Source organism: Parasphingopyxis sp. (assembly GCF_028279465.1).
Taxonomy (GTDB): Bacteria; Pseudomonadota; Alphaproteobacteria; order Sphingomonadales; family Sphingomonadaceae; genus Parasphingopyxis.
In genome coordinates this window covers 575,112-601,936 of the sequence record NZ_JANQNS010000015.1, presented here as the reverse complement: position 1 = coordinate 601,936, position 26,825 = coordinate 575,112, and the positions used below count along the sequence as shown (strand labels likewise).

Below are 26,825 nucleotides of genomic sequence, written 5' to 3'. Positions count from 1 at the left end.
ACCTCAGGTATCCCCGCCGCAGCCCTGGACGGGCGGGCTGCCGCGCTCGGTGATCGTGACGATGGCGGGGTAGGGGGCGCCGCTCATCGCGTCCGTGCAGGGCTCATCGAGTATTTCGACAAGGATGGAATCATTCTCGTAACGCCGCCCGCCGTCGAATTCCTCCATCTCCGGCGTCCGGGCCGTCACGCGCCGTTCGCCATAGTCGGCTTCATAGACGATGACGTCGTCATAGATGCGCAGGAACCAGCCCGGCTCCTGCCCGACGCCGGTGAAGATCGGCTCCGCTTCTGACCTCGCCTCTTCAGCGGCGATCTCCGGCGTTTCCGCAGCGCCGGTTTCGGCGGGCTCTTCGCAGGCGGAAAGCGGGATCGCTACGAGCGCGATGGCGGGTATCAGTGCGCGCCAGGCCATCAATATACCGTGTCTTCATAGACGGGCTCGCCGCCTGCATAGGTCGTCGCGCAAGCCGCCAGCGACAGCAGCAGCGCCAATGCGAAAATGCGCATCGCTAATCCTTTCTCCGTCGTTCGAGATTGAGCCTGATACCATTTTCCGAGCGCAGGGTCAGCCGCGCAATGGGCTTCGGCACATGGCCATCCACCGGCGTCACCGTCCAGTCCCGCATGATCGTTGCCAGCACGATCACCGCCTCCTGCAGCGCAAAGGCAGCGCCGAGGCACACGCGCGGCCCCTTCGAGAACGGAAAATAGGCCTTTTGCTCAGATTCCCGTGTTTCCGCGCGGCTGAACCGATCGGGATCGAAAGTATCGGGATCGTCCCAATGTTCGGTATGGCGATGTTCGAGCAGCGGCGACACGAACAGGATTGCGCCGGGCAGTATGTGCTTGCCGCGCATCTCCTGCTCTTCGGTCGCATCGCGCGGGATGAAGGCGACCGGCGGATAGAGGCGCAGCGTTTCGCGAAACACGTCGCGCGTGAAGGGCAGGCGGCGCATCTTTTCGAATTCCAGCGGGCCGTCGGCAAACACTGCGTCGGCCTCTGCCTGCAACCGTTCCTGCACGTCAGGGCATTGCGCAATCAGATAGAGCGCCCAGGCCAGCCCCGAGGCGGAGGTTTCGTGCCCCGCGAGGAACATGATGCCGATCTGATCGACCAGTTCGCGCTCGTCGAAGCGCTTGCCGGTTTCGGGGTCTTCGGCGCGGATGAAGCTCGCCAGCATATCGCGATCCGGAACGTCCTCGCCGCGTTCGATCGCTGCAAGACGCTTACGGACAGGCGCGTGCAGCAGCTCGCGGATGGTGGCTGCCGAACGCCGTGCGCGCAGTTTTCCGAGCGACAGCCATTGCGGCACCCCGGCCAGCGTCCAGACGCCATGTTGCCAAGCGAGATGCTGGAACCGCTCGAAATTCTCGAAGATGATCTCTGCCTCTTCGCGCGTGAAGGGTCGCGAATAGATGGTGCGGAAGATGACGTCGGCGGTGACATGCGTCATCTCGAGGTCTATCTGCGTGTCCGGGCCAGCCACACCGGCTGTGAAGCGCTCGGCCATCGCGTCGACCGCTTCGCGCATCAGCGGAAAGATCGCCTTGATCCGTGTCGCTTCGAAGGCCGGGTCCATCATACGGCGCTGCTGTTTCCAAAGATCGCCATTCGACACGAATATACTTTCGCCAAGCAGCAGTTCGAGCATCGTCGCCATCAGGTCGGACTTGGGGTAGCGGTCGACATCGCCGAGCAGGATATTCTGCACGAGATCGGGCTGATTGACGAAATACATGGTTCGGCGCGGCAGGCGCACCTCGCCGAGCTTCATCGAATAGCTGTTCGCGTAGAGCGGCGCGGTCGAGGAGTGGAAGCTCTTGATAAAACGCGTAATCGGCCCGAGTTTTTTCGGGTTGCCGGCAGGTTTGGGCGGGACGAATGCGCTCATCGGACCGCCTTCATGCGCCCGCGCCGCAGCCGTGTGAAGTCTCGCACCGAGGGCCGATGCGCGAAGCGTTCGGCGAGCGTTTGCGGGCCCGCGGTGATCGCGAAATAGTCGTAGTCGGCGGGCTTCGCGGCCGCCATGATGTATTGGAAATGGAGCCGCATCCAGTTACGCGAACTTTTGTCGAACTCGGCCGCAGGCATGATTTCGTGAAATTTCGCGTTAAGCAGCTTGGGATTGGCGCGCTCGGTATTGCGGTCGCCGATGGCCGTATGGGGATCAACGAGCGCGAAGCAGGCGCCGTCGGGCGGCGCGGAGATATCGAGCCAGTCCACGGAATCGCTTTCCGCCACGGCCGCGATTTCGTCCCGCATCACCTGCGCTTCGGGGAGCCACGCCAACCACATAATGGTCTGGCCGAGCGTCAGCAGGGACAGGTTCGGGGTTTCTTCCGGCATATCGTGGAGCGCGCGCGCGACGATGGCGATCGCTAGCGCCGCACCGTAGCTGTGGCCGACCACGAGAATCTCATCGACACCGCCCTGCTGGAGCCGCTCTTGGAGTAGCGCGCCAAATTCGTCACGGCGGCGGTCGAGCGCATGCGTTCGGCTCTGCTCTTCTCGCTCATGGAAGCTCAGTATCCGGCCAACCCAAGTCAGGTTGAACTTCTGTTCGAGGCGGTAAGCGAGCCAGAGCAATCCGAACCCGATGGCCAGCCCGCCGATCAGGCCGACAATCCCAATTGCGAAATAGCCCGCAACGCTCAGTCCGAGACCGAACAGCAGGAGAAGCAGGATGGCAAGCGCGGGCATCGTCGCTGTAACGCCGGCCGGCCAGCTCCACTGAAAGGTCTTCGCGAAAACGCCCGACCGCAAGGCCCGCCATGATGCGGTGAGCGTCACCCATGCGAGCTTTGCGGGTTCTTTGACCCAGAACTGTCGAACGATATCGTCCCATTCGCAGTAGAGATATTCGGTGTCTGTCCTGTGTCCGCCGATCTTTGACTGCACATCCCAACGGATCAGATGGTCGGCGATCCGCTTTCTCTTGCCGACCTCGATGTTATAGCCAGACACGGCAGCCTGCTTCTCAGCCTCGGCGCGATAGAGCTGGTGATAGTAGCGCACGCCGCGCGGGTCGAAACCGCTGAGATACAGGACAAGACGGCGGCGAACCTCGTTCATCGGCGAAACTGGTTCAGGACTTCATAGGCCATCACGGCCGTGGCGACCGCCGCATTGAGACTGTCCGACTTGCCCCGCATCGGCATCTTCACGAGCAGATCGCAGGCGGCCGCATAATCTGCCGGCAATCCCGCCGACTCATTGCCCGTGAGGATGAAGGTCGGTGGCACATAGTCCGGCGTCTGATAGTCGAGCTCGGTATCGAGGCTCGTGCCGACGAGCATCCCGTCTCCACCGCGCAACCAAGCGATAAACTCATCCCAGCGCGCCGTCGCTATTTTCTGGGTGAACAGCGCGCCCATCGAGGCGCGCACGGCCTCAACCGAAAACGGATCGGCGCACTCGTCGATCAGGATCAGCCCGCCCGCGCCGACGGCATCGCCGGTTCGCAGCATTGTTCCCAGATTGCCCGGGTCCCGCAGCGCCTGGGCGACAAGCCAGATTGGCGCGATCGTGCGATCAATTGCGGACAAGTCCGTTGCGAGTTCGCGATAGACCCCGACGACGGACTGCGGATTATCCTTGCCGGAGAGCTTGGACAGGATCGCACGCGTCGTCACAATTGCCTCTCCGCCAGCGCTCTCGGTCGCACTCATAAGCGCCTGCACGCGCGGATGCGCACGCGACTCTTCAGCGAAAAATATCTGGACTGGCAACCGGCCGCTTTCCTCAGCCTCGCTCAAAATCCGCAGCCCTTCGGCCAGAAAAAGGCCTTCGCTACGCCGGTGCTTCTTGTCGCGCAACGACCGCGCCCGCTTGATCAGCGGATTGGAAAATGCGGTAATCTCGCGTGGCAGGGATCAGTCCTCCCCGAACTTGGACTCGACAAGCGCCGCCAACTGATCGACCGCGATTTCCGCGCCGTCTCCCTCCGCCGCGATCGTAATTCTATCGCCCATCGCCGCACCGAGCATCATCAGATCGAGGATCGAGGAACCGGCCACTGTCTGGCCATCGCGCGAGACCTGAACATCGGTGTCGAGTTCGCTCACCAGCGTCACAAATTTGCTGCTCGCCCGGGCGTGCAGGCCGCGCTGATTGGCAATCGTGACCGTCCGTTCGACCCGGCTCAAGCGGCTTGCCCCAATATTTCGGACGCGACGGAAATATATTTCTTACCTGCCTCGCGGGCTGCAGCGATGGCATCGGTAACGCTCATCGACTGGCGCGCGCTGGCGAGGCGTATCAGCATCGGAAGGTTCATCCCGGCGATCACTTCCACCTCTTCAGGCCGCATCAGCGATATGGAGAGGTTAGAGGGCGTGCCGCCGAACAGATCGGTGAGGACAATCACGCCGTTGCCGCCATCCACCTTGCCGACCGCCTCGGCGATATCGGCGCGGCGCTCCTCCATATCGTCATCGGGACCGATGCAAATCGCTTCGATCAGTTCCTGCGTGCCCACCACATGCTCCATCGCGACCACGAATTCGCGCGCAAGATTACCATGCGTAACTAGAACGAGCCCGATCATTCACTCACCTACAGTGCCATTTTCACCGGCGGCCACCCGTTCGACGGAATCGAGCGAGGGGAAGGCCAAATCGCGGTGGGAGACCGTGGGGGAAAATCCCGCCTCGCGCAACCGTTCCCCGACCCGTTCGGCGACATGGACCGACCGGTGCCGGCCGCCGGTACAGCCAAATCCGATCGTGACATAGGATTTCCCCTCGGCCTGATATCTGGGCAAAAGCAGAATGGCGAGTTCCTCTATCCGGTGCAGCGCTTCGTCATAGGCCTCGTCCTTCGCGATATAGTCGCCAACGGCTGCATCGAGACCCGTTTGCGCGCGCAGAGTATCGTCCCAGTGCGGATTGCGCAGAAAGCGCATGTCGAACAGCAGGTCGGCATTGCGGAGAATTCCACGGGCGAAGCCAAAAGACACCACCGTTATGACAAGTTCGTCGTTTTCGGCCGAGCCGAACCGGCTGCGGATATCTTTCTGGAGTTCATTGACCGCGCTATCGGTCGTATCGACGAGATGCGCTGCCCAGCGGCGCAGCGGCGTCATCAAATCCCGTTCGAGCGCGATACCATGGGCGGCCGGGCGGTCCAGGGCCAATGGATGGCGCCGGCGGGTCTCCGAGAAGCGCCGCTCGAGCTCGCTATCGGTGCAATCGAGGAACAGGGTTTCGATATCGAGGGAGCGCTCTTCCTTCAGATGTTTGATCCGTTCGACGATCGCATTCGCGTCGAACCCGCGCGTCCGGCTGTCGATGCCGATCGCGATCGACCGGTCTGCTTTCGCCGGATCGAGCGGCCCGGCCGGCTCGAACAGCTTCTCGAACAGGCTGAGCGGGAGATTGTCGACCGTTTCCCAGCCCATATCCTCCAATGTGCGCAGCGCCGTCGATTTGCCTGCACCGGACATGCCGGTCACCAGCAGAATCCGCCGCTCTGGAGATACTGTTTCGCTCATGCCTGCGCCATGGGCAGCATTATAGTAAAGCGCGCACCGCTTGCCGAATCGTCGCGATTTTGCGCCTGAATAAGCCCGTCATGCCCCTCCACGATCGCGCGTGCGATAGCGAGCCCGAGACCCGAATGTTTGCCGAATTCTTCCTGAGCGGGGCGCACACTGTGGAATCGGCGGAATATCTCCTCATGCTGATCTTCCGGAATTCCCGGACCTTCGTCCTCCACATTGATAAAAACCCTCTCGCCATCGGTTGTCGCGGCGATGCGGACCGTCCCGTTTTCCGGCGAGAAGGACACGGCATTGTCGAGCAGATTTTCCATCACTCTCGCGAGTTGAGGTCCATCTCCCATGACGATAGCGCTGCCGCTGCGGGGCCGCCCAAACGCGATGCGCACACCATCATTCGATCCGCGCTCATCGCGCGATGCCACGATGGAGCCCACAAGATCGCCGATGTCGACCTTCTCGAAACTCGCCCGGGAGAGTTCGGCGTCGATACGCGATGCCTGCGATATGTCTGTCACAAGCCGATCGAGCCGGCGGACATCGTCTTGCACCACATCGAGCAATTGCCGCTGCAGTTCCGGATCCTCGACCTTTCTGAGGCTATCAACCGCGGATCCTAAAGACGCGAGTGGGTTTTTGAGCTCGTGTGCGACATCTGCCGCGAGCGCTTCTGTCGCATCGATGCGCTGACGCAGAGCCTGGCTCATATCGGAAAGCGTGCGCGCCAAAAGGCCGATCTCGTCGCGCCGGGCCGGCAATCTGGGGAGAACGACCTCGCGCGCGCGGCCGAGGCGCACCCGCCGCGCGGCCATGGACAGCCGCCGCAGGGGCCGAACGATAGTCCGGGCGAGGAACAGCGAGAGGAGAACGGACACCAGCGCGACCGCCAGGAAGATGATGCCGAGACGCAACCGTTCGGCGCGCACATCGCTGCGGATATCCCGGGCGTTGGCCGTTACGAGGACCACGCCCTCCTCGCCGTTGAGCGGTACCGCAACCGAAACCATGGGCGTGCGGTCCGGTGCCAGTGCGAGTTGCGTCACCGGCCCTTCGGCATCGGCGATCCCGCTGGCGAAAGACCATGCCGACAATCGATCGATTTCGGGTTCGGCAAAGTCGGGGAGGGGGTCGGCGTTCACCACCGTCTCGATCCCCTGATCCATCCAGCGCGCGACGTTCCGCCGCCAGGATTCAGTGGCCGGATCGCGATTGACATAGGTGGGTTCGGATACGGCCCAGCTATCCAGCGCAAGCGCGCCTCCGGCATCGTAGATGCGGATGCGATGTCCGCTGCTCGCGCCAATATCCGCGATTACGTCCGCACGATCCTCCGGGCCTTCCCGGTCGATGACATTGGCGATGAGCTCAGCCTGGGTTTCGGTTTGCCGGGTCCGTTCGTCGAGCAACCGTACCCGGTAATTGTCCAGCCAGAAAAAGCTGCCGGCGAGAAGCGCGATTGCGAAGATGTTGACGGCCAATATCCGGCTGGTCAACGACCAGCGGGCGGACCATTTCAGATCAAGATCGGTGTTGGCTGCCACTATTCCTCGGCGAAGCGATAGCCGACCCCATATAGTGTCTCGATCGCGTCGAACGCGCCATCGACCTGCCGGAATTTCCGCCGCAAGCGTTTGATATGGCTGTCAATCGTCCGATCGTCGACATAGACATCGTCAGTATAGGCGGCGTCCATTAGCTGGTCGCGCGATTTCACGATGCCCGGGCGTTGGGCCAGCGATTCGAGGATCATGAACTCGGTCACGGTCAAGGTCACATTCTCGCCGGCCCAGGTCACCCGGTGGCGCGCCGGATCCATTTCGAGCCGTCCGCGCACGATCCGCTCCGGCATCGCTTCATTCTCGCCATCCTCCTCAGCGGTCCGGGACGATAACTCGCTGCGCCGCAAGATAGCGCGAATGCGTGCGATCAGCAGCCGCTGGGAGAAGGGCTTGGAGATATAATCGTCCGCGCCCATGGCGAGGCCCAGCGCCTCGTCGAGCTCATCGTCCTTTGACGTCAGGAAGATAACCGGAATCGCGCTTTTCTCGCGCAGCCGGCGCAACAGCTCCATACCGTCCATCTGCGGCATTTTGATATCGAGAACAGCAAGATCGGGCGGATTTTCGATCAACGCCTTGAGCGCCGTTTCTCCGTCTGAATAGATGCGGGTGGTGAAGCCCTCCGACTGCAGGGCAATCGATACCGACGTCAAAATATTCTTGTCATCGTCAACAAGCGCGATTGTGGCAGTCATTCACTCACCGGTTCCTAAGGGTTACGCGCCTGACTAGCCATGTCCGAACGTCGCGGCAATGGGCGGTTTTACCCGATAATGCGCGCTGCCGCGTTGATTTTTCTGTCATCAACTGCTTAGGGCTGTGGCGAGAGACGAAGGCGCATCCAGAGGCTGCGGCGTCCTCCCCGTTTTCTTAGGAGATATGACTTGTCCGCTCGTACCCCCGCTTTCGATTTGTCCCAGCAGGGAATCGATACCGGCAGCGCCGAACTGCATTGGAACCTGACGACGTCGCCGCTGATCGAAACTTCGGTTCGGCGCGGCGAAGGCCGGCTCGCAAAACATGGCCCGCTGGTGGTCGAAACGGGCAAGCACACCGGCCGTTCGGCCAATGACAAGTTCATCGTGCGGGACGATGAGACTGAGGACACGGTCTGGTGGGGCAAAGTGAATGTGCCAATGGCGCCCGAGCACTTTGCCGCGCTGAAAGAGGATTTCCTCGCCGAAGTTGCGAAAAAAGACACGCTGTTCGTGCAGGATCTTTATGGCGGATCGCAGCCCGATCATCGTGTACGCGTCCGCGTGATCAACGAGCTGGCATGGCATAATCTCTTCATCCGGACTCTGCTCTGCCGTCCCGAAGCGGAGGAACTGCCGGGCTTCAAACCCGAATATACGATCATCGATTTGCCGAACTTCCAGGCCGATCCCGAGCGGCACGGCACGCGCTCCGAAACGGTCGTTGCGGTCAATCTGTCGGAAAAGCTGATCCTGATTGGCGGCACGAAATATGCGGGCGAAATGAAGAAGTCTGTGTTCGGTATCCTGAATTACCGTCTGCCCGTCGACGGTGTCATGCCGATGCACTGTTCGGCCAATATCGGCCCCGAGGGCGATACGGCGATTTTCTTCGGTCTATCTGGTACCGGCAAGACCACGCTCTCAGCTGATGCGAGCCGCACGCTGATCGGCGATGACGAGCATGGCTGGTCCGATACGGCGGTCTTCAACTTCGAGGGCGGCTGCTACGCCAAGATGATCCGGCTTTCCGAAGAGGCCGAGCCTGAGATATACGCGACGACGCGCCGCTTCGGCACGGTTCTCGAAAATGTCGTGATGGACCCGGAAACGCGCGAGCTCGATTTCGACGATAACAACCTCGCCGAGAATAGCCGCGGCGCCTATCCGATCGATTTCATCCCGAACAGCTCGGAAGAAAATCTCGGCCCGGTACCCAAAAATGTCATCATGCTGACGGCGGACGCGTTTGGCGTACTTCCGCCGATCGCGCGCCTCACGCCCGATCAGGCCATGTATCACTTCCTGTCCGGCTACACGGCCAAGGTCGCCGGCACCGAAATCGGCGTGACCGAGCCGGAAGCGACATTCTCGACATGTTTCGGCGCACCCTTCATGCCGCGCCACCCGAGCGTCTATGGCAATTTGCTGAAAGAACGGATCGCCAAAGGCGGCGTAAAATGCTGGCTCGTGAACACGGGTTGGACCGGCGGCAAATATGGCGTCGGCCACCGTATGCCGATCAAAGCAACCCGGGCGCTCTTGAACGCGGCGCTCGATGGCAGCCTCAACAGTGTGGAATTCCGTGCTGACCCGAATTTCGGTTTCGACGTGCCGATTTCGGTGCCCGGTGTCGACGATGCGATCCTCGATCCGCGCGCAACCTGGAGCGACACCGAGGCTTATGACGACATGGCGGCCAAGCTGGTCGGCCTTTTCATCGACAATTTCAGCCAGTTCGAAGAGCATGTGGACAAAGGCGTGCGCGAGGCGGCGCCAACAGCGGCCTGACCCCCAGGGCCAAGAGGAGAAAAGCGATGAATATCAATTCCATCCTGCAGAGTATCGGCGGCGCACCGGACGATATCGGCAACCTCGCCGAACGGGTCGGCATCGACCCCGCTATGGCCGAGCGCGCAATCGCTGCGCTAGGCATCACGCATGAGCAAGACGGCGATACGGTCGAGCTTGCGGCCGAACAGACCGGCATGGATAGCAATGTGCTCAGTCAGATTGTCGAGCAAATCGGCGGTGAAGGCTCGCTGTCCAGTTTCTCAGGGATGATCGACCGGGACGGTGACGGCAATCCGCTCAATGATATCACCGACATCGCCAAGGGGCTGTTTAACCGGAGTTGATTTCAGCGCTAAGCCGCCGATGCGTCATCGCTCGCCGGAAGCGCGTCGAGAGGCTCGACAGCCAAGCGGTTACCCTCAGCGCCGACAATCTTCATCCGCGCACCGATCTCGGCATCGGGACCGGTTGCGGACCACACGCTGTCGCCAACCTTGACCCGGCCCGACCCACCTTCGATCGGCTCGATAACCTCTACCGTTTGCCCGATCATCTGCGCGATGCGGGCGTTAAGGAGCGGGGCGCTCGACAGGATCGGATATACGTCGAACCAGCGCTTCGCGACATAGACGGACGCGACCGAGCTCAGTGCGAAAATCAGCAATTGCACGACGAAAGGCAGGGGCAGGGCAAAGCTCAGCAGGCCGGTGAGAATGGCCGCTCCACCGAGAAACATCAGATAAACGCCGGGCGCGATCATCTCGGATATCAACAGAATCACCCCCAGGATGACCCACAGCATATCCCCGCTGATCTCGGTACCGCCGATATTCATCGTGCGCGTCTCCTGATCCTATCGGCCGGTCCGCGGCGGGCGCCCGGGAACAACGGTCGTCGATTCACTATCGCCGAGCGCTTCCTTGGCGAGCTCGCCGATACCGCCCAGCGTGCCGATGAGCTGCGTCGCCTCAACCGGGAAGAGGATTGTCTTGGCGTTGGGCGATTTGGCGAACGCCTCGACCGTTTTCACATAATCCTGCGCGATGAAATAGTTGATCGCCTGGGCATTGCCGCCCGCGATCGCATTCGACACCATCTCGGTCGCCTTGGCCTCTGCTTCGGCTTCGCGTTCGCGCGCCTCAGCATCCCGGAACGCAGCCTCGCGACGGCCCTCAGCCTCGAGGATATTCGCCTGCTTTTCGCCTTCGGAGCGTAGGATTTCCGCGGTTTTCTCGCCTTCGGCTTCGAGGATCGTCGCGCGCTTTTCGCGTTCCGCTTTCATCTGCCGCGCCATCGCGTCGACGATATCGTGCGGCGGTCGGATATCCTTGACCTCGACGCGGGTGATTTTCACACCCCAAGGCGTCGTCGCATCGTCGACGACCGAGAGTAGCCGCGCGTTGATCTCGTCGCGCTTCGACAGGGTTTCGTCGAGATCCATTGACCCCATAACGGTGCGCAGGTTCGTCGTTACGAGATTCAGGATCGCATTGTAGAGGTCCGACACTTCATAAGCCGCTTTTGCGGCATCGAGCACCTGGAAAAACACGACTCCGTCGGTCGAGATCATCGCATTATCCTTGGTGATGATCTCTTGGCCCGGAATGTCGAGTACCTGCTCCATCATGTTCACCTTGCGGCCCACACGATAGAGAAACGGCGTGAAAAAGTTGAAACCGGGGGTCGCGACGGTCGTAAACCGTCCGAAATATTCAATCGTATAATTATAGCCCTGCCGGACGATCTTGATGCCCATGATCACGAACACGATCACGAGCAAGGTGAGGACCATCACTACACCGAAAAAGCCTTCCATGCCGCCGCTCCTGCCAAATATTTGCCTGTTGCGCGCATATTGGGCGCAATCGGACGCACTGCCAAGCTATAATCGAAGAAACATCTGCCGTTGATGGAGCGGTATAGCCGTTTATCGAACGCAGGCTGGCAAGGCCTTGTCCATGACCCGGGCAGCTGCCATGGGTCGAGTATGTTAGTCCGCTTTCTGGCTGTTTTCGCAGCCTTCTTTTTCCTTAGCCCAGCCACAGCACAAACGCTCACCGAAGCGGATTTGATGCGGCATATCGAGATCCTCGCGAGCGACGAATTCGAGGGCCGCGAGCCTGGAACAGCGGGCGAAGCGCTCGCCGTGAGCTATATCGCCACTGAATTGTCGGCCGCCGGGTTGATGCCCGGTTACAATGGCCATTATTTCCAGCCCGTCGCCCTCGTATCGCGCTTCGATGGTCGCTCGGAATTGCGAGTCACCCATGCCGGCGGTGAACGCAGTGCCAGCGCGGAAGTAATTGCCTTCGGCAGTCGCGAAACGGTGGACCTAAACACGCTTCCGGTGATTTTCGTGGGTCACGCGCTCGGCATTTTGGCTGATGATGGCGATGCGTTCGCCGATAGTCGGTTTGACGGGCAGGCGGTTTTGCTGTTGCGCGGCGATCGTGGAACAGGTGAAACCGCTCCATCTTTCCGTAGAAGCCTGGCATTTTTCCGCGATCGCGGCGCAGCGGCGATCATCGGGATCGCCGAGCGCGGCACACCCTGGGACGCGTCGCTCGCAAGCATGCGATTCCGCCAAACCTATCGCGCGCAATCGCACCGGGCCGATGTCGAGGGAATCGTGTCGGCTGAAACCACCGATCTGCTATTTGGCGAAGCCGGCTATCCGGTTGAACGACTCTTCGAGATGGCTGCAGCTGACGATTTTCAGCCCATGGCTTTGCCGGTCGAGCTCAACGTTCGGACCGAAACACTCTTCGATCGCTATGATGGTATCAATGTCGTCGCGCTGCTCCCGGGTACGGGTGATACCGACGACACAGTGATGTTCACCGCGCATCACGATCATTTCGGTATTTGCCGCCCGGAAGGTGCGGAGGACCGAATCTGTAATGGCGCAATCGATAATGCGAGTGGAATAGCCGCTTTGATCGAAACGGCCCGCGCACTCGCAGCCGGACCGCGCCCCGAACGCGACATCATGTTCGTCACCACGACGGCGGAGGAAAGCGGTCTGCTGGGGGCCTTTGCTTTTGTCGAAGCGCCGCCGCGGCCGCTTGAACAGATTATCGCGCTGTTCAATCTCGATTCGATTGCAATCGCTCCACGCGGAATGCCCGTCGGCATTATCGGCCGCGGACTGACCCCGCTCGACGCATTGATCGACGGCATCGCACGGGAACAAGGACGTGATAACTATACCGGCGCAGAGTTGGACGCTTATGTGCGTCGTCTCGACAGCTGGGCCTTTCTTGCCAATGGCGTTCCGGCGCTTGCCGTAGGCGGTTCTTTCGCCGACCCCGAACTGCTGAACGGCTTCCTGCGTGGCGTGTACCATAGCCCGGACGACGAGATCGAGGGCATGGAACTTGGCGGGGCCTTGGACGATCTGCTGCTGCATATCGCGCTCGGCCGGGCGTTTGCCGATCCGGCGCGTTATCCGACGCCTCAGCGCTAGCGTCTTGCGCACTTCCTGCCTATAGACGCGCGACAGCGAATCTCGAGCAAGGTGAACGCGGTCATGGAAATCAACGAAGGACTCACATTTGACGATGTCCTTTTGCGCCCGGCAGAATCCGAAATATTGCCCAGCGCCGCCGACACACGGACCCGCCTGACCCGCGAAATAAACCTCAATATTCCGATCCTCTCCGCTGCCATGGATACCGTCACTGAAGCCGATATGGCGATCGTAATGGCGCAGCTTGGCGGCATCGGAGTGCTGCACCGCAATCTTTCGATTGAAGAACAGGCGGGCGCGGTCCGCGCGGTCAAGCGCTTCGAGAGCGGCATGGTCGTCAATCCGATCACCATGGCGCCGGACCAGACCCTCGCCGAAGCGCTGGAACTGATGGAGCGCAACCGGATTTCCGGCATTCCGATCACCGAGAGCAGCGGAAAGCTGGTCGGCATTCTCACCAACCGTGACGTGCGCTTCGCCGAGAATCCCGATCAGCCGGTTTCGGAACTGATGACGAAAGACAATCTGGCGACGGTTGGGCAGGGGGTTACCCAGGACGAGGCGCGCCGACTGCTTCACAAGCGGCGTATCGAGAAACTGATCGTCGTCGATGACGATTATCGCTGCGTCGGACTGATCACCGTCAAGGATATCGAAAAGGCGGTCACCTATCCGCATGCCACAAAGGACGCGTCGGGTCGGTTGCGGGTCGCGGGCGCAACCACGGTCGGCGATGCCGGTTTCGAGCGCACCGAGGCGCTGATCGATGCGGAATGCGATCTCATCATCATCGATACCGCCCACGGCCATAACCGCTCGGTCGGCGAGGCGGTCGAGCGGGTGAAAAAGCTTTCAAATTCCGTGCAGGTGGTCGCGGGAAATGTCGCGACGGCCGAAGGGGCGCGCGCGCTGATCGATGCGGGCGCGGACGGCATCAAGGTAGGTATCGGCCCGGGCTCGATCTGCACAACGCGGGTCGTCGCCGGTGTCGGCGTGCCGCAGCTGACGGCCGTGATGGAATCCTCGGCGGAAGCGGCCAAGTCCAACGTCCCGGTTATCGCCGATGGCGGCCTGCGCACATCCGGCGACGTCGCCAAGGCGCTGGCGGCTGGGGCCTCAACGGTGATGGTCGGATCGCTACTGGCCGGAACAGCGGAAGCACCGGGCGAGACGTTCCTCTACCAAGGGCGCTCCTACAAAAGCTATCGCGGCATGGGATCGGTCGGCGCGATGGCGCGCGGATCGGCCGACCGCTATTTTCAGCAGGACGTCACTGAGCAGCTCAAGCTTGTACCTGAGGGCATCGAGGGGCAGGTGCCGTTCAAGGGTCCGGCCAAGGATGTGATCCACCAGCTTGTCGGCGGAGTTAAGGCGGCAATGGGCTATACCGGATCGCCGACGATCGAGGCGTTGCAGCGCGCATCCTTCATCCGGATTACCAATGCGGGCCTGCGCGAAAGCCATGTCCATGACGTGTCGATTACGCGCGAAGCGCCCAACTATCCGACGCGCTAGGCCATGACGCCCGCCGCGCGCGTTCAGGCGGCCATCGAACTGCTCGACGAAATCATCGCGGCCGCACAATCCAGCGGACCGGCAGCCGATACGCTGATCAAGCGCTATTTCGCCGAACGGCGCTATGCCGGATCGAAGGACCGGCGCGCGGTGCGTGAATTGGTATATGCCGCTATCCGGCGCTACGGAACGCCGCCGCATGATGGCCGTGCCGCTATGGTCGGGCTGACGCAGGATCGACCGGAGTTGCAGGACGCCTTCGATGGATCGCGCTACGGACCGCCGCCCATCGCCGAAAACGAGGTTGGTGCTTTGCAATCCGGACTTCCCGAGTGGCTACGCGCACGATTTGCGGATGCTATCGACGATGCGGATATCGCAAGCCTGTCGGGCCGTGCGCCGCTCGATATTCGGGTCAACCTGGAAAAGATCGACCGCGATACCGTTATGGCCGCCCTCGACGATGCCGAAGCGGGCAGCTTGAGCGATACCGCCGTACGGCTGCCGCAAGGCTTTCCGGTCGAACAGCATGCGCTGTGGCGCGACGGCCTTGTCGATATCCAGGACGAAGGCAGCCAGTATATCGTCGATTGCTGCGATGCCCGGCCGGGCATGACCGTGGTCGATCTGTGCGCCGGCGCGGGCGGCAAAACGCTTGCACTTTACGATCGCATGGCGGGCAAGGGGCGATTGATAGCCTGCGACACAGACCGCAAGCGGCTCTCACGCCTCGAGCCGCGCGCGCAACGGTCCGGCATAGGCACGATCGAGACGCGCTTCCTCAATCCCGGTCGGGAGAGTGAGGCGCTGGCCGATCTCGCGGATCAGGCCGATATCGTGCTGGTCGATGCGCCGTGCAGCGGCACCGGTACGTGGCGGCGCAATCCGGAAGCGCGCTGGCGATTGACCGAAGCCGCCATTCAGCGGTTCGCCGACACGCAGCGCCATTTGCTCGAAACGGCCGCGCCCCTTGTAAAACCCGGCGGTTTTCTGGTTTATGCGGTCTGTTCGTTGCTGGCCGAAGAGGGAGACGGGCAAATCGCGCATTTTCTGCAATCCCGTTCGGATTTCAGCAAGGTGCCGCCTGCTAGTCGCAAAGGCGCCGAATCGCAAGCTGGCCTCGTACTGACACCGGCCCGCCACGGAACGGACGGGTTTTTCTTCGCAAGACTGCAACGGTCATGCTAGAAGATCGCAAGGAAACTGTTACGGAGCTTATCATGCGCTTTTCCCCGCTCGCCATTGCCCTGTCGCTGACGCTCGCCACGGTTTCAAGCACAGTGCATGGGCAACGCAGCGACGATGATATCGATCCGCAGTCTGTTGCACTGGTGGAAGCGGGGCGGGCGGCGCTTGCCGAGGGCGACAACGAGCGCGCGGCGGATCTCGTTGAGACCGCACTGGCCGTCGATCCGCGCAACCGGGACGGCTTTATCGCACTCGCCGAAATCGCCGAGGCCAGGGAGCTACCGGGCTTGGCTATTCGCTATTATCGCGAAGCGCTGACGATTGATCCGAACGATCTTGCTGCGCTGGAAGGGCAGGGCCAGGTGCTGGTCCGCCGCGGCGCGGTGGAACGCGCTCAGCGCAATCTAACCCGCATCGAGGCGCTCTGCCAGACGGAATGCGCTGAGGCGACGACTCTAGCGGCCGCTATCGAAGCGGGCCCGCCTGCCGCCCAAATGGCGGCGCAGGAAAACAGCGTTCCGGTTCCTGAGACAGAGGAAGAAGTCAGGCCCTAGTGACGTCTAGCGCACGAGCCAGGCCGATATAGTCTTCGACGGAGAGCGTTTCGGCCCGTCGCGTTCCATCGATTCCGAGATCTTCGAGCGCCTGAACCGCATTTGGCGAGCTCTTCAGGCTTTGCCGCAACATCTTGCGCCGCTGGCCGAAGGCGGCTTGCGTCAGCGCGCCAATCGTGTCGGCACTGACGCCCTCCGGTGCATCATCCGGTCGAATATGGACGACGGCCGACATGACCTTGGGTGGCGGCACGAAAGCGGACCGATGCACTTTCAGGGCGATTTTGGCGGTCGAGCGCCACTGCGCCAGCACCGATAGGCGGCCATAGGCGCTTTCGCCCGGCTTGGCGACGATCCGGCGCGCCACCTCTTCCTGGAACATCAGCGTCAGCGACCGCCACCATGGCGGCCATGAGTCGAGCGTGAGCCAGCGCACAAGCAGCGCCGTGCCGATATTATACGGCAGATTGGCGACAATATGCGCATCCTTGACGCCGATGTCCGCTTCTTTGACCGCCATCGCGTCATCCGAAACCACGGTCAGGCAGCCCGGAAAACTCGACGAGAGCTCGTCAAGCGCCGTGAGGCAACGATCATCGCGTTCGATGGCCACGACCTCCGCGCCGGCTTCGAGCAGCGCGCGCGTCAGTCCGCCGGGGCCGGGGCCGACTTCGTAAACGCGCTGACCGTCAACATCGCCCGGTATTGCGGCGATGCGCGCCAGCAATTGCGTATCGAGCAGGAAATTCTGTCCCAGAGCCTTGTTCGCGCGCAATCCATGCCGGGCGATCACATCGCGCAGCGGCGGGAGCGCGGTCACGCAGCGATGCTGCCTTCATAGCGGATGCGCTGCTCCGCGCAGAAAGCGGCGAGGCCGATTGCGGCAATCGTCGCCCCGGGATTGGCCTTGTTTTGCCCGGCAATCTCGAATGCCGTCCCGTGATCGGGCGATGTGCGCACGATGGGAAGACCCAGCGTGAGATTGACACCTTCGTCGAAATGCAGCGTTTTCAGCGGAATCAGCGCCTGATCATGATAGAGGCATAGGGCGACATCATATTTCTCGCGCGCAGCCGCGTGGAACATCGTATCAGCGGCCAGCGGACCTTGTACGTCGAAACCCTCTTCGCGCAACTGCGCCAGAGCGGGTTCCATCACGTCGATTTCCTCGCGGCCCAAGGCGCCAAACTCCCCTGCATGCGGATTGAGTCCCGCAAAGGCGAGGCGTGGCTTCTCGATGCCGAAATTGCGCACCATGCCGCGCGCTGCGGCCCGTGCCTTGGTGACGATCAGCTCGACCGAGACGATCCCGGGCACGTCGCGCAACGGAATATGGGTTGTTATCGGCACGACTTTGAGACTCGGGCCGGCCAGCATCATCGCCGCATTCTCACGCGAGACCCCGCAGCGCTCGGCGACAAACTCCGTCTGCCCGGCATGCGAAAATCCGATCTCGTAGAGCTGGTTCTTCGAAACCGGCCCGGTCACGACGGCCCGCGCCGCGCCCGAGCGGGCCAGTCCCACAGCCGTTTCCAGCGAGTCCAGCGCGCAGCGGGCGCTCTCGGCAGTCGGATGGCCGGGTCGCGTCCGCTCGCCATTGTCCACCGTCAGGAGAGGCAGCGCACTGTCGAATACGGGGCGCGCTTCGTCCGGCGATTCGATCCGTTTGACCGGCCCGTTCCAGACAGCAGCCAGCGCATTGGGATCGCCCACCGCGAAGAAGGGCGCGAGGTCGTGCCTTTTGCGCTCGTCCCATGCCTTGCCCGTGATTTCGGGTCCGATGCCGGCCGGATCGCCGAGGGATACAGCAATCGGTCTCATGTCAGGGGACGGCTCAGCGATATTCGATGACCGCGTCGCGCCGAAGGTCGCGCAAATAGCGCCGGGCCTGCCGATTGCCGCGCTCCTCCTCGAGGCGCGCCATGAGCATGTCCGCGTCCGGTTCCGCCACAGCGGGCGGATCGTCGCGGCCGCACAGGATGAGAACGCGCACGCCTTCCTGCAGCGAACCGAAGGGGCTGGTCGCCTGGCCGACCTGAAGATTGGCCATGCTCTGCTGCAGAACGTCGGGCAGATCGCCGAGACGCACACCGTCATTCTGTACAAGCTCACCGCCCAGGCGCTGGGCGATGTCGCCTGCAACACCGCAGCCGCCGCCCGCCTGAGTCGCGCTTGCCAGCGCCTCGACCTGCGGTTCAGCAACGTCGCGCATCGTTCCGGGCGGGAAGGTGAGCGTGATCTGCGAAAGGCTGAGCATCGCATCGCGCGGATTGCTCACAAGAACCTGGCGTTGATCGATCAGCGCGACAATCGAAAACCCGCCGGGCAACGGAATCGGCTGGCTGATGCCACCGACCGGCATCTGCGTCACGACCGCGGCAAGTTCCGCCGGAAGCTGCGCCGGCCGGACCCAGCCAAGATCGCCGCCGACCGCCGCGGTGGACGCCTGCGAGAATTGCCGCGCATAGGCCTGGAACGAACCGCCAGCGCTGATCTGTTGGAGGATACGCTGCGCACCAGAGAGAATTTCCGCCTGATTATCCGGTCGGGCCGGGAGGTAGATTTCGGCGACGCGATATTCGGTCTGACCGCGATTTTGCTCCAGAGTATCGATTATCGCTTCGACCTCCGCGTCGCTGACCGCCACGAACGGATTAACATATCGCCGGAGCACGCGTTGCCACGCCAGTTCTCCCTGAATCTGCCGCTTCATCGTTCGCGCCGAACTGCCTTGCGACCGCAAAAACTCCGAAAACTCTTCCGGACTCGCACCAGAGCGCTGGGCGACCTGCGCGAAGGTCGCGTCGATATCGCTGGACGGAACGAGAATATCATTGGCGCGCGCTTCTTGAATCTGCAGCGTCTCATCAATCAGATTGCGGACGATCTGCATCCGCAACTGCATTCGTTCTTCATCGCTGATCTGCACCGAACTGTTCGCCGCGATGAACAGATTGACGCGGTGATCGACGTCCGTTCGCGTAACGATCTCGCCATTAACGATGGCGGTCGGCGTCCGGACGTTAGGATCGCGTTCGCCGAATACGGTAAAGCTCTCCGGCAGGCCGAGTTGCTCGGCCGTGTTGGTCAGCGGATTGTTGGATTGCGCCATAGCCGGCCACGCGGAGACGGACGCCAATCCGACGGCTGCCAATATCCCGATTGTCCGGCGCATGCGCCTTACACTCTTTTCAAACATGACTGATAAAGAATCCCATCTGTGTCACGGTACACGACCAGCGTGATTTTCCCGCCTATGTAGTATGATGCTTCCTGAACGACAGCTTAGCGGCCCAAATTCGTTAACGCAAAGCGCACCAGGAATGTATTGCCGCGCCTTGCATCGCCCGTATCGTCATAATCGCGCCGCCATGTAAAGCCGAACTCAAGGCCTTCATCTTCATAACCGAAGCCGAGCCGCGTGCGCACTGGCTCGAAACCGTCCGATTGCGATATCGGGTCTTCCTCGCGGCTCGTCAGATCGACCACCGCCGACCCAAATATGGACCAGTAGTTGCCGATCGCGATGCGCGCGGACGTCCGCAATTCCTCCCGGTCGCGCAAATCCTCCACGTTGAAGGTGATATCGCGGTTGAGCCTCAGATAGCCGACCTGCGCATAAGTCGTGCGTGAACCGATGGTAAAATCGATCTCGTTGCGGCGCAGCTCGAGATTGTCCTTGTCGAGCCGGAAGCGGTGAGTGAGGGCGAGAAAGCGCCCATAGCGAACTTCCGTCCGGCCGACGATGTCCGAGAAGCGTTCTGCAAGGCCCGTTCCGTTCGGAAAGAGCGTCGTCTCGCGATTGAGCCGATAGCTTTGCGCGAGGCTCGTCCGGAGCGCGAATCGCGGCAGATCGAGCGCATATTCGCCGCCATAGGTGACGCGCGCGCCATCCTCGAACCGGTCGTAGCCGGGAAAACGATTGAGCGAGAACACATTCGCCACTTCAAGTTCGATCGACCGGGAATCCTCGTTTGGTACTTCGAGATTGGACAACGGTGGTGTCACTACGAACTGGATTCGTGGCGTGATCCGCTGCACGCCGCCAAAAACCTCGCCAACAAACGGCCATGCAATATCGGCGGCCAGCGCACTGATTCCGCGGAACTGCCAGCCTTCTTCGCCGCGATAGAGGCCCGTGATCGTGTCGGCATTCTCATCGGAATGATAGACATCACCGCGCACCAGAGCGGTCAGCGTCACCTGCTGGCCCATCGTCGTGATTCGACTCAGATTCCACTCGGCGCTGGCAAAGGCACGCTGGGTGTCCTGTCCGTCTGTGCGGACTATGCCGAGTGTGTTGGCTTGCAGCTTGATCGTGCCGCCGAGTACGTCTTCGTTCATCCGCAGCCGATAATCGATCACGGGGATCACAAATGGCTGCTGGCCTGCGTCCGAGGTCACGCGCAAATCTTGCACGGCCCAGCCCGTTATCGAGAAATAGCTGTCCATCCCGACACGCTCGGCCGAAATGGTCGACCGCAACCGGTCGTCCCGCGAAATGTCGTAGCGGCGCAGAAATGTGTCGTCGGTTGTCAGTCGCCCCGAACCGCTGACGCTCCAATAGGGCGTAAACTGAAACCGGCCATTCGCCTCGATATAACCGCGCACATCCTCATCGCCGACCGGAGTGAGACCGCCATTCGGATTGATATCCCGGCGCGTGCCATAGGTGATCATGCCGCCGATCTGAAATGCCCCCTCGGCCGCGAGGTTCCGATAGTTGGCGGAAATAGAGGGCAGGACTTCGCTATAAATGCGCGGGGTGATCGTGAGGTCTCGATTGGGTGCGATCTGCAGATAATAGGGGATTCCGATCTCGAGCCCGTTAACCCGGCTCAGCCGCAGGTCCGGGACAAGAAAGCCGCTCGTGCCACCGGATGAGCCGTCGGGATGCGAAAAGGCTGGCAGCGCCATCACCGTCACACCAAACAGCTCGAACCGCGCATTGCTGTAGCGGATGCGATTGGTTTCGGGATCGTGGACAATCCGCGCCGCAGTAATCCGCCAGCTTGGATCGCGCGGATTTCCGTCATAGTCGATCGCCGGATAGGGCGTGTACGCCGCGCCTTCGAGGGTCGATACATTATCCGCCCGCGATCCGCTCCGCGCCGCCAATCGCCCGCCATTTTCCAGTACGATAAGCAGATTCTCGACCATGCCATCCCGCAACGTATCCGTCAGCGTCGCGGCGTCCGCATAGGCGGTATCAGCCTGCGGCGTGCGAATGGCGACATTGCCGCTGGCTTCGACGGCGCCGGTGCGCCGGTTCCACGATACGCGATCGGCGCGCAGCCGCGCCCCGGCCCGCACCATCCGCACATCGCCCGTCGCGATGACGATATCATTCTCACCGTCATATTCGACCGTCTGGGCGCTGAACGCGATCTCTTCGGGATTTTGCGGCGAGGCGAGGGGCGGCAGCTCTGTATCGGTGAATTCCACGCTCGGTATCACGTTCCGGAACGGATCGTCGGTCCCGGTCTGCGCCTGTGCGGGATAGACAGCCAGAATCGCGAATGCCGGCATCGCGGTCAGACTGAGAAAGGAGCTACGCGTCAAAATCTATCACCGGCACAATAACGGCACTTCGGACGCGCCTATCGCACCCCGCGCCCGATGCTGCAATCGCCTTTGCCAGAGCCGGACGGCTCGTCTATCGGGAGACATGATCATCACACCGTTCCCTGCGGCAGGAGAATAGCCATTTCCATTCCCGTTTCATTCGCTGCGTCCGTTCCAGACGACACATCCGCCTTGATCTTGCCGATACGCAAGGGCGATTCGCCCGATGCAGTCACCAAGGCGCTGCCCGAAGACGCGGCCGCCGCTCTCAAGCGCGCGGCGGAAGCGAGTCGTTTCGAAGGAGACCTCGGCGCGATCGTCGAGATTTTTGCGGATACGCATGCGGGCACGCGCCGCATCCTTCTGGTCGGCATCGGCAAGCAGCCGGATGCCGAATCGCTGCAAAAGGCTGGCGGCGCGGCTGTCGCGAAACTGCTGACCTCCGGCGAAACGACGCTCATCTTCGATGCCAGCGGATCGGATGTCGACGATGCCGGCTCGAACATGGCCTTCGGCGCGCTGCAGCGCAGCTGGCGGCTCGACAGCTATCACACCAAGACGCCGGAAAAGAACAAACCGAGCGTCACGGACATTACCGTCATCGCCGAGGACGAGGCTGCGGGCTGGGAGCGTTTCCAAGCGATCTATGCCGGCATCGCGCTAGCCCGAGAACTCGTCACCGAACCGCCCAATGTGATCCATCCGCAAGGCTTCGTGGAACGCTGCCGCCCGCTAGCCGAACTCGGCGTCGAGATCGAAGTTCTCGACAAGGACGAGATGACCGAGCTCGGCATGGGCGCGTTGCTGGGGGTTGCGCAGGGCTCGGCGGCCGAACCCAAATTACTCGTGATGCGCTGGGACGGCACGGATGGCGCGCAGGAAAAGCCCGTCGCGTTCGTTGGCAAGGGCGTCACTTTCGACACCGGTGGCATCTCGCTGAAGCCTGGCCCCGGCATGGAGGATATGAAGTTCGACATGGGCGGCGCGGCGGCGGTTGCCGGCGCGATGCGCGCGCTTGCGGGGCGCAAGGCCAAGGCGCATGTCGTCGGCGTGTGCGGGCTCGTCGAGAATATGCCGGGCAGCAACGCGCAGCGGCCGAGCGATATCGTCACGACGATGGACGGTCAGACGGTCGAAGTGCTCAATACCGACGCCGAAGGGCGGCTGGTGCTGTGCGACGCCATGCACTGGGTGCAACAAAAATATGCGCCTGAGGTGCTGGTAGACCTCGCGACATTGACCGGCGCGATGATCATCGCGCTCGGCCATGAACATGCCGGCTGCTTCTCCAACGATGACGGGCTGGCCGACCAGTTGCTCGCGGCAGGCAAGACGAGCGGTGACGCTGTGTGGCGGATGCCGATCGGCAAGGCCTATGACAAGCTGATCGATTCGCCGATTGCCGACATCAAGAATGTCGGGCCCCGCGAAGCCGGATCGATTACGGCCGCGCAGTTCCTCCACCGGTTCGTACAGGATGGCGTCAAATGGGCGCATCTCGACATTGCCGGTACGGTCTGGATCAAGTCTGCATCCAAGCTGTGGGACAAGGGCGCGACCGGCTATGGCGTGCGCCTGCTCGACCGCTTCATCGCCGACAATCACGAAGGATAAGCGTCCGGCGTGCAGGTCGATTTCTACCAATTGGCCGGCACGCCGATCGATACGGTCGCTCCACAGCTCGCGGCGAAAGTGCTCGAAAGCGGTGAGCGCTTGCTGATTGTCGCGGAAGACGCGCAGATACGCGATGTGCTCGACGAGGCCCTGTGGACGCGCGATCCGGCATCCTTTCTCGCGCATGGCGGCCCGGACGACCGGCCAGAGATACAACCGATCCTGCTGACCGAGGATGTTGAACCGAAGAACGGCGCACGCTTCACAATGCTCGCCGATGGCATATGGCGCGATGCGGCGCTGGAAGCAGAGCGCGTCTTCTACCTGTTCGATGCGGATCGGCTCAACGATGCGCGAACGGCATGGCGTAACCTGTCCGCCCGGGACGATGTCGAACCGCGCTACTGGAAACAGGATGGCGGGCGGTGGCGGCAGGGGCCTTGAAACTCGGCAGCAGGGCAAGGCGCCTGCCTCTTGCGCACTGCCGCACATCGCACTAAGCGAACCGCAAATTTCCCCATATCTATCGGAGTTCAGCCGTCATGGCCGTTACACGCACCTTTTCCATCATCAAACCCGACGCCACGCGCCGCAATCTGACTGGCGCGGTCACCAAGATGCTCGAAGAGACCGGACTGCGCGTCGTCGCCTCGAAGCGCATCCACATGTCCCGCGAACAGGCCGAAGGTTTTTATGCGGTGCATAAGGAACGCCCCTTTTTCGGCGAGCTCGTCGAGTTCATGACGTCCGGCCCGGTCGTCGTTCAGGTGCTCGAGGGCGAAGACGCGGTTGTACGCAACCGCAAGATCATGGGCGCGACCAATCCGGCCGATGCCGATGAGGGCACGATCCGCAAGACCTTCGCCGAGTCGATCGAAGCGAACAGCGTCCACGGCTCGGACAGCGATGAAAACGCGGCTATCGAAATCGCGTTTTTCTTCAGCGATGACGAGATAGTCGGTTAGGCTACGCCGTTACACCAGACGCGAGTTACTTCTTGCTGCGAAATCCGGTACTCGACGTGAATCACGCTACAACCGCCATCCATTATGTATTGGCTGACAGGCTCATCTGACCACGAGGCGGTGCCGCGTCCTGGTCTAGTGGCAACGAAATATCCATACACACGATCAGGGTTCGCATCTGTCGACGCTTCTAGTTGGAAGCCATAGGTGCGATTGAAATCTGCTAGTGCCATGCCTGTTTCGGGTAGCACTATCTTTCGCTCGATCTGATCAATCAGGCTCATGCGATCCTGTGCACAGGCAGACATCGAGAGCAGAAGAGCTGCGGCGGTCAGCCCGAAAAGCGCTTGCACTCTGCTCACACTAGAAACTCCGCCATCCCCTGAAGCTTCTTCGGCGCGACGAAGCTCCAGCTTTTGCGCAGCCAGTCCGCGATATGATCCCACTCGACGTCGGGGCGGTCGAGGCGGATCGCGATCCAGCCTGACGGGCCGTAATAGGCAGGTTTATAGTATATATCCGGCTCGGCCTCGATCAAAGCCGCCTGTTCATCGGGGCCGCTCGTCTTCACCAGCAGTGATATCGCATCTTCGCCATGATGGCGGATCGAGACATAGGCGAAGAATTTGCCCGATTTCGTCGTGGCGACCCGCCAGCCCGGCGCGCCATGCGATGTTTTCGCGGCGACTTCGGGCAATGCCATCGCGAGTTCGCCGACCTTGGCGACGATCCAGTCCGGATCGCGCTCGCGGCTGACCAGCTCCGCAAGCACCTTCGGATAGAGTTGATGCTCGGCAAGGCGGATACGCGTCGCCAGTTTCTCCGGCGTATCGCCGGGCAGGATTGCGACTTCGGTCTGGCCGAGGATCGGCCCATCGTCGAGGACCGGCGTCACAAGGTGGACGGTACAGCCCGATACCGTATCGCCCGCTGCGATGGCCCGCTCATGCGTGTCGAGGCCCGGATATTTGGGAAGGAGCGACGGATGAACATTGAGCATTCGTCCCTGCCAATTGTTGACGAACGCCTCGGAGAGGATCCGCATATAGCCGGCAAGGACGATATAGTCGGCGCCCGCCGCGCGGATTTCGCGGTCCAGAATCGCATCAAATTCCGAACGGTCCATGCCTTTATGGCTCTGCGCGAATGTCGGAATGCCCTCCGCAGATGCAAGCGCGAGCCCACGCGCTTCAGGATCGTTGGCGGCGGCGAGCACGATCTCATAGGGACAATCGTCCTGTTTCGCGGCGTAGAGCAGCGCCGCCATGTTCGTCCCGCGTCCCGAAATCAGGACGGCGACGCGCGCCCGATCAGCCATTATGCGTGGCGCTCCAGCTGCCGTCCAGCCCGGATACGGTGCAGCCGCGCACGCCAGCCTCGATATGGCCGATGCGATGTACCTTTTCGCCAGCCTCGGCCAGCGCCGCAGAGACATCATCGGCGCGCAAATCCTCGACGATCAGCGCCATGCCGATCCCGCAATTGAAGGTGCGGGCCATCTCGTCGGGTTCGATATTGCCCTCGCTCTGAAGGAAGGCCATCAGCCCGGGCCGCTCCCAACTGCCTGCATCCACCTGCGCATGCTGTCCTTCACTCAGCACGCGCGGGATATTTTCGAGCAGTCCGCCGCCGGTAATGTGCGCCATCGCCTTAATCGCGCCGGATCGCACGAGCGGCAGCAGCGCTTTCACATAAATGCGTGTAGGTTCGATCAGCGTATCGACGAGCAGCCGGTCGGAGTCGAACGGGGCAGGGGCCTCCATCGCCCAGCTCTTGTCCGCCGCCAGCCTGCGCACGAGCGAAAACCCGTTTGAATGTACGCCGGACGAAGCAAGGCCGAGAATCGCATCGCCTGCTGCGATCCCATCGCCCGTCAGCGCCTCGCCGCGCTCAACCGCGCCGACGCAAAAACCTGCCAGATCGTAATCGCCATCGGCATACATGCCCGGCATTTCCGCCGTCTCTCCGCCGATCAGTGCGCAGCCGGCGTGTTTACAGCCCTCGGCGATGCCCGCGACAACGCGCTCGGCAACGCCATTGTCGAGCTTCCCGGTGGCGAAATAGTCCAAGAAAAAGAGCGGCTCGGCGCCTTGGACGATCAGATCGTTGACGCACATCGCAACGAGATCGATCCCGATCCTGTCGTGCCGATCATAATCGATGGCGAGTTTCACCTTGGTGCCGACGCCGTCATTGGCAGCCACCAGCAGCGGATCGGAATAGCCGGCCGCCTTCGGATCGAAAAATCCGCCAAAACCGCCCAGATCGGCCTCCGCGCCCGGCCGTGCCGTCGCCCGTGCGAGCGGGGCAATCGCCTTTACGAGCGCGTTGCCGGCGGCGATCGAGACTCCCGCCTTTTCATAGCTGTAAGATTCGGTCGATTTTTGCTTGGCGTCCATCTTTATAG

General features: G+C 61.7%; 27 protein-coding genes. 9 read left to right on the top strand and 18 right to left on the bottom strand.

Features of this window, described 5'->3' with window-relative positions:
- Nucleotides 1–3 precede the first annotated feature (3 nt).
- The 9 genes from Q0974_RS12500 to Q0974_RS12460 all read right to left on the bottom strand — a co-directional run bounded on the left by Q0974_RS12500 (nucleotide 4) and on the right by Q0974_RS12460 (nucleotide 7,754).
- A complete protein-coding gene (locus Q0974_RS12500; protein WP_299328054.1) occupies nucleotides 4–414 on the bottom strand; it encodes a hypothetical protein in 411 nt (136 codons plus the stop codon).
- Between the two features lie 97 nt (nucleotides 415–511).
- The gene (locus Q0974_RS12495; RefSeq protein WP_299328052.1) at nucleotides 512–1,894 is read right to left on the bottom strand and encodes a cytochrome P450; all 1,383 of its coding nucleotides are present in this window, start codon (nucleotides 1,892–1,894) and stop codon (nucleotides 512–514) included.
- Entirely contained in the window at nucleotides 1,891–3,075 is a 1,185-nt protein-coding gene (locus Q0974_RS12490) for a hypothetical protein (RefSeq protein WP_299328050.1), read from the bottom strand. The genes Q0974_RS12495 and Q0974_RS12490 overlap by 4 nt, the downstream gene beginning before the upstream one ends.
- Complete coding sequence (locus Q0974_RS12485; protein ID WP_299328537.1) at nucleotides 3,072–3,872, bottom strand: RNA methyltransferase; 801 nt, start codon at nucleotides 3,870–3,872, stop codon at nucleotides 3,072–3,074. Before Q0974_RS12485 ends, Q0974_RS12490 begins: the two co-directional genes overlap by 4 nt.
- A gap of 3 nt (nucleotides 3,873–3,875) precedes the next feature.
- The gene (locus Q0974_RS12480) at nucleotides 3,876–4,148 is read right to left on the bottom strand and encodes an HPr family phosphocarrier protein (protein ID WP_299328048.1); all 273 of its coding nucleotides are present in this window, start codon (nucleotides 4,146–4,148) and stop codon (nucleotides 3,876–3,878) included.
- Complete coding sequence (locus Q0974_RS12475; protein WP_299328047.1) at nucleotides 4,145–4,549, bottom strand: PTS sugar transporter subunit IIA; 405 nt, start codon at nucleotides 4,547–4,549, stop codon at nucleotides 4,145–4,147. The genes Q0974_RS12480 and Q0974_RS12475 overlap by 4 nt, the downstream gene beginning before the upstream one ends.
- Entirely contained in the window at nucleotides 4,550–5,494 is a 945-nt protein-coding gene (rapZ, locus tag Q0974_RS12470) for an RNase adapter RapZ (RefSeq protein ID WP_299328045.1), read from the bottom strand.
- The gene (locus Q0974_RS12465; protein WP_299328043.1) at nucleotides 5,491–7,041 is read right to left on the bottom strand and encodes an ATP-binding protein; all 1,551 of its coding nucleotides are present in this window, start codon (nucleotides 7,039–7,041) and stop codon (nucleotides 5,491–5,493) included. Before Q0974_RS12465 ends, rapZ begins: the two co-directional genes overlap by 4 nt.
- Nucleotides 7,041–7,754 carry a response regulator transcription factor gene (locus Q0974_RS12460; RefSeq protein WP_299328041.1) on the bottom strand — a complete coding sequence of 238 codons (714 nt, stop codon included), beginning with the start codon at nucleotides 7,752–7,754 and terminating at the stop codon, nucleotides 7,041–7,043. The genes Q0974_RS12465 and Q0974_RS12460 overlap by 1 nt, the downstream gene beginning before the upstream one ends.
- Nucleotides 7,755–7,943: 189 nt before the next feature.
- Between Q0974_RS12460 and Q0974_RS12455 the strand changes: the two genes are divergently transcribed.
- Nucleotides 7,944–9,545 carry a phosphoenolpyruvate carboxykinase gene (locus Q0974_RS12455; protein WP_299328039.1) on the top strand — a complete coding sequence of 534 codons (1,602 nt, stop codon included), beginning with the start codon at nucleotides 7,944–7,946 and terminating at the stop codon, nucleotides 9,543–9,545.
- A gap of 26 nt (nucleotides 9,546–9,571) precedes the next feature.
- Nucleotides 9,572–9,892: a hypothetical protein gene (locus tag Q0974_RS12450; RefSeq protein WP_299328037.1), complete on the top strand. Its 321-nt coding sequence runs from the start codon at nucleotides 9,572–9,574 to the stop codon at nucleotides 9,890–9,892.
- Between the two features lie 8 nt (nucleotides 9,893–9,900).
- On the opposite strand, the gene Q0974_RS12445 is transcribed toward Q0974_RS12450, so the two are convergent.
- Both Q0974_RS12445 and Q0974_RS12440 read right to left on the bottom strand, forming a co-directional pair.
- Nucleotides 9,901–10,383 (bottom strand): NfeD family protein, encoded by a 483-nt coding sequence (locus tag Q0974_RS12445; protein WP_299328035.1) that lies wholly within the window; start codon nucleotides 10,381–10,383, stop codon nucleotides 9,901–9,903.
- An 18-nt stretch (nucleotides 10,384–10,401) separates the two neighbouring features.
- Nucleotides 10,402–11,364 (bottom strand): SPFH domain-containing protein, encoded by a 963-nt coding sequence (locus Q0974_RS12440; protein WP_299328033.1) that lies wholly within the window; start codon nucleotides 11,362–11,364, stop codon nucleotides 10,402–10,404.
- A 255-nt stretch (nucleotides 11,365–11,619) separates the two neighbouring features.
- Between Q0974_RS12440 and Q0974_RS12435 the strand changes: the two genes are divergently transcribed.
- The 4 genes from Q0974_RS12435 to Q0974_RS12420 all read left to right on the top strand — a co-directional run bounded on the left by Q0974_RS12435 (nucleotide 11,620) and on the right by Q0974_RS12420 (nucleotide 16,274).
- The gene (locus Q0974_RS12435; RefSeq protein ID WP_299328031.1) at nucleotides 11,620–13,014 is read left to right on the top strand and encodes a M28 family peptidase; all 1,395 of its coding nucleotides are present in this window, start codon (nucleotides 11,620–11,622) and stop codon (nucleotides 13,012–13,014) included.
- 63 nt (nucleotides 13,015–13,077) lie between these two features.
- On the top strand, nucleotides 13,078–14,532 hold the full coding sequence (gene guaB / locus Q0974_RS12430; protein ID WP_299328029.1) for an IMP dehydrogenase: 1,455 nt from the start codon (nucleotides 13,078–13,080) through the stop codon (nucleotides 14,530–14,532).
- A gap of 3 nt (nucleotides 14,533–14,535) precedes the next feature.
- Complete coding sequence (locus Q0974_RS12425; RefSeq protein ID WP_299328027.1) at nucleotides 14,536–15,720, top strand: RsmB/NOP family class I SAM-dependent RNA methyltransferase; 1,185 nt, start codon at nucleotides 14,536–14,538, stop codon at nucleotides 15,718–15,720.
- 32 nt (nucleotides 15,721–15,752) lie between these two features.
- Nucleotides 15,753–16,274, top strand: a complete 522-nt coding sequence (locus Q0974_RS12420; RefSeq protein ID WP_299328025.1) for a tetratricopeptide repeat protein — start codon at nucleotides 15,753–15,755, stop codon at nucleotides 16,272–16,274.
- On the opposite strand, the gene rsmA is transcribed toward Q0974_RS12420, so the two are convergent.
- The 4 genes from rsmA to lptD all read right to left on the bottom strand — a co-directional run bounded on the left by rsmA (nucleotide 16,264) and on the right by lptD (nucleotide 21,836).
- A complete protein-coding gene (gene rsmA / locus Q0974_RS12415) occupies nucleotides 16,264–17,094 on the bottom strand; it encodes a 16S rRNA (adenine(1518)-N(6)/adenine(1519)-N(6))-dimethyltransferase RsmA (protein WP_299328023.1) in 831 nt (276 codons plus the stop codon). The genes Q0974_RS12420 and rsmA overlap by 11 nt on opposite strands.
- Nucleotides 17,091–18,095 carry a 4-hydroxythreonine-4-phosphate dehydrogenase PdxA gene (gene pdxA / locus Q0974_RS12410; RefSeq protein WP_299328021.1) on the bottom strand — a complete coding sequence of 335 codons (1,005 nt, stop codon included), beginning with the start codon at nucleotides 18,093–18,095 and terminating at the stop codon, nucleotides 17,091–17,093. The genes rsmA and pdxA overlap by 4 nt, the downstream gene beginning before the upstream one ends.
- Nucleotides 18,096–18,108: 13 nt before the next feature.
- The gene (locus tag Q0974_RS12405; RefSeq protein WP_299328019.1) at nucleotides 18,109–19,449 is read right to left on the bottom strand and encodes a peptidylprolyl isomerase; all 1,341 of its coding nucleotides are present in this window, start codon (nucleotides 19,447–19,449) and stop codon (nucleotides 18,109–18,111) included.
- A 110-nt stretch (nucleotides 19,450–19,559) separates the two neighbouring features.
- The gene (lptD, locus tag Q0974_RS12400; protein WP_299328017.1) at nucleotides 19,560–21,836 is read right to left on the bottom strand and encodes an LPS assembly protein LptD; all 2,277 of its coding nucleotides are present in this window, start codon (nucleotides 21,834–21,836) and stop codon (nucleotides 19,560–19,562) included.
- Nucleotides 21,837–21,986: 150 nt separating this feature from the next.
- On the opposite strand from lptD, the gene Q0974_RS12395 reads away from it, so the two are divergent.
- From Q0974_RS12395 to ndk, 3 genes are all read left to right on the top strand, one after another.
- Nucleotides 21,987–23,453: a leucyl aminopeptidase gene (locus Q0974_RS12395; protein ID WP_299328534.1), complete on the top strand. Its 1,467-nt coding sequence runs from the start codon at nucleotides 21,987–21,989 to the stop codon at nucleotides 23,451–23,453.
- A 9-nt stretch (nucleotides 23,454–23,462) separates the two neighbouring features.
- Entirely contained in the window at nucleotides 23,463–23,897 is a 435-nt protein-coding gene (locus tag Q0974_RS12390) for a DNA polymerase III subunit chi (protein ID WP_299328015.1), read from the top strand.
- A gap of 98 nt (nucleotides 23,898–23,995) precedes the next feature.
- Nucleotides 23,996–24,418 carry a nucleoside-diphosphate kinase gene (gene ndk, locus Q0974_RS12385; RefSeq protein WP_299328013.1) on the top strand — a complete coding sequence of 141 codons (423 nt, stop codon included), beginning with the start codon at nucleotides 23,996–23,998 and terminating at the stop codon, nucleotides 24,416–24,418.
- Here ndk and Q0974_RS12380 read toward each other — a convergent pair.
- The 3 genes from Q0974_RS12380 to purM are packed head-to-tail and all read right to left on the bottom strand — an operon-like array spanning nucleotide 24,415 to nucleotide 26,817.
- Nucleotides 24,415–24,771, bottom strand: a complete 357-nt coding sequence (locus Q0974_RS12380) for a hypothetical protein (RefSeq protein ID WP_299328011.1) — start codon at nucleotides 24,769–24,771, stop codon at nucleotides 24,415–24,417. The two genes, ndk and Q0974_RS12380, sit on opposite strands and share 4 nt — an antisense overlap.
- Nucleotides 24,772–24,776: 5 nt before the next feature.
- Complete coding sequence (purN, locus tag Q0974_RS12375; RefSeq protein WP_299328009.1) at nucleotides 24,777–25,736, bottom strand: phosphoribosylglycinamide formyltransferase; 960 nt, start codon at nucleotides 25,734–25,736, stop codon at nucleotides 24,777–24,779.
- A complete protein-coding gene (purM, locus tag Q0974_RS12370) occupies nucleotides 25,729–26,817 on the bottom strand; it encodes a phosphoribosylformylglycinamidine cyclo-ligase (protein ID WP_299328007.1) in 1,089 nt (362 codons plus the stop codon). Before purM ends, purN begins: the two co-directional genes overlap by 8 nt.
- Nucleotides 26,818–26,825 lie beyond the last annotated feature (8 nt).

Bases quoted from the DNA above. Each gene is read 5' to 3' on its own strand.
- Q0974_RS12440 (WP_299328033.1), bottom strand. From the start codon at position 11,364: ATGGAAGGCTTTTTCGGTGTAGTGATGGTCCTCACCTTGCTCGTGATC.
- Q0974_RS12475 (WP_299328047.1), bottom strand. From the start codon at position 4,549: ATGATCGGGCTCGTTCTAGTTACGCATGGTAATCTTGCGCGCGAATTC.
- Q0974_RS12450 (WP_299328037.1), top strand. From the start codon at position 9,572: ATGAATATCAATTCCATCCTGCAGAGTATCGGCGGCGCACCGGACGAT.
- rapZ (WP_299328045.1), bottom strand. From the start codon at position 5,494: ATGAGCGAAACAGTATCTCCAGAGCGGCGGATTCTGCTGGTGACCGGC.
- purN (WP_299328009.1), bottom strand. From the start codon at position 25,736: ATGGCTGATCGGGCGCGCGTCGCCGTCCTGATTTCGGGACGCGGGACG.
- Q0974_RS12425 (WP_299328027.1), top strand. From the start codon at position 14,536: ATGACGCCCGCCGCGCGCGTTCAGGCGGCCATCGAACTGCTCGACGAA.
- guaB (WP_299328029.1), top strand. From the start codon at position 13,078: ATGGAAATCAACGAAGGACTCACATTTGACGATGTCCTTTTGCGCCCG.
- Q0974_RS12445 (WP_299328035.1), bottom strand. From the start codon at position 10,383: ATGAATATCGGCGGTACCGAGATCAGCGGGGATATGCTGTGGGTCATC.
- Q0974_RS12460 (WP_299328041.1), bottom strand. From the start codon at position 7,754: ATGACTGCCACAATCGCGCTTGTTGACGATGACAAGAATATTTTGACG.
- purM (WP_299328007.1), bottom strand. From the start codon at position 26,817: ATGGACGCCAAGCAAAAATCGACCGAATCTTACAGCTATGAAAAGGCG.
- Q0974_RS12435 (WP_299328031.1), top strand. From the start codon at position 11,620: ATGCGGCATATCGAGATCCTCGCGAGCGACGAATTCGAGGGCCGCGAG.
- Q0974_RS12490 (WP_299328050.1), bottom strand. From the start codon at position 3,075: ATGAACGAGGTTCGCCGCCGTCTTGTCCTGTATCTCAGCGGTTTCGAC.
- Q0974_RS12405 (WP_299328019.1), bottom strand. From the start codon at position 19,449: ATGCGCCGGACAATCGGGATATTGGCAGCCGTCGGATTGGCGTCCGTC.
- Q0974_RS12420 (WP_299328025.1), top strand. From the start codon at position 15,753: ATGCGCTTTTCCCCGCTCGCCATTGCCCTGTCGCTGACGCTCGCCACG.
- pdxA (WP_299328021.1), bottom strand. From the start codon at position 18,095: ATGAGACCGATTGCTGTATCCCTCGGCGATCCGGCCGGCATCGGACCC.
- Q0974_RS12495 (WP_299328052.1), bottom strand. From the start codon at position 1,894: ATGAGCGCATTCGTCCCGCCCAAACCTGCCGGCAACCCGAAAAAACTC.
- Q0974_RS12500 (WP_299328054.1), bottom strand. From the start codon at position 414: ATGGCCTGGCGCGCACTGATACCCGCCATCGCGCTCGTAGCGATCCCG.
- ndk (WP_299328013.1), top strand. From the start codon at position 23,996: ATGGCCGTTACACGCACCTTTTCCATCATCAAACCCGACGCCACGCGC.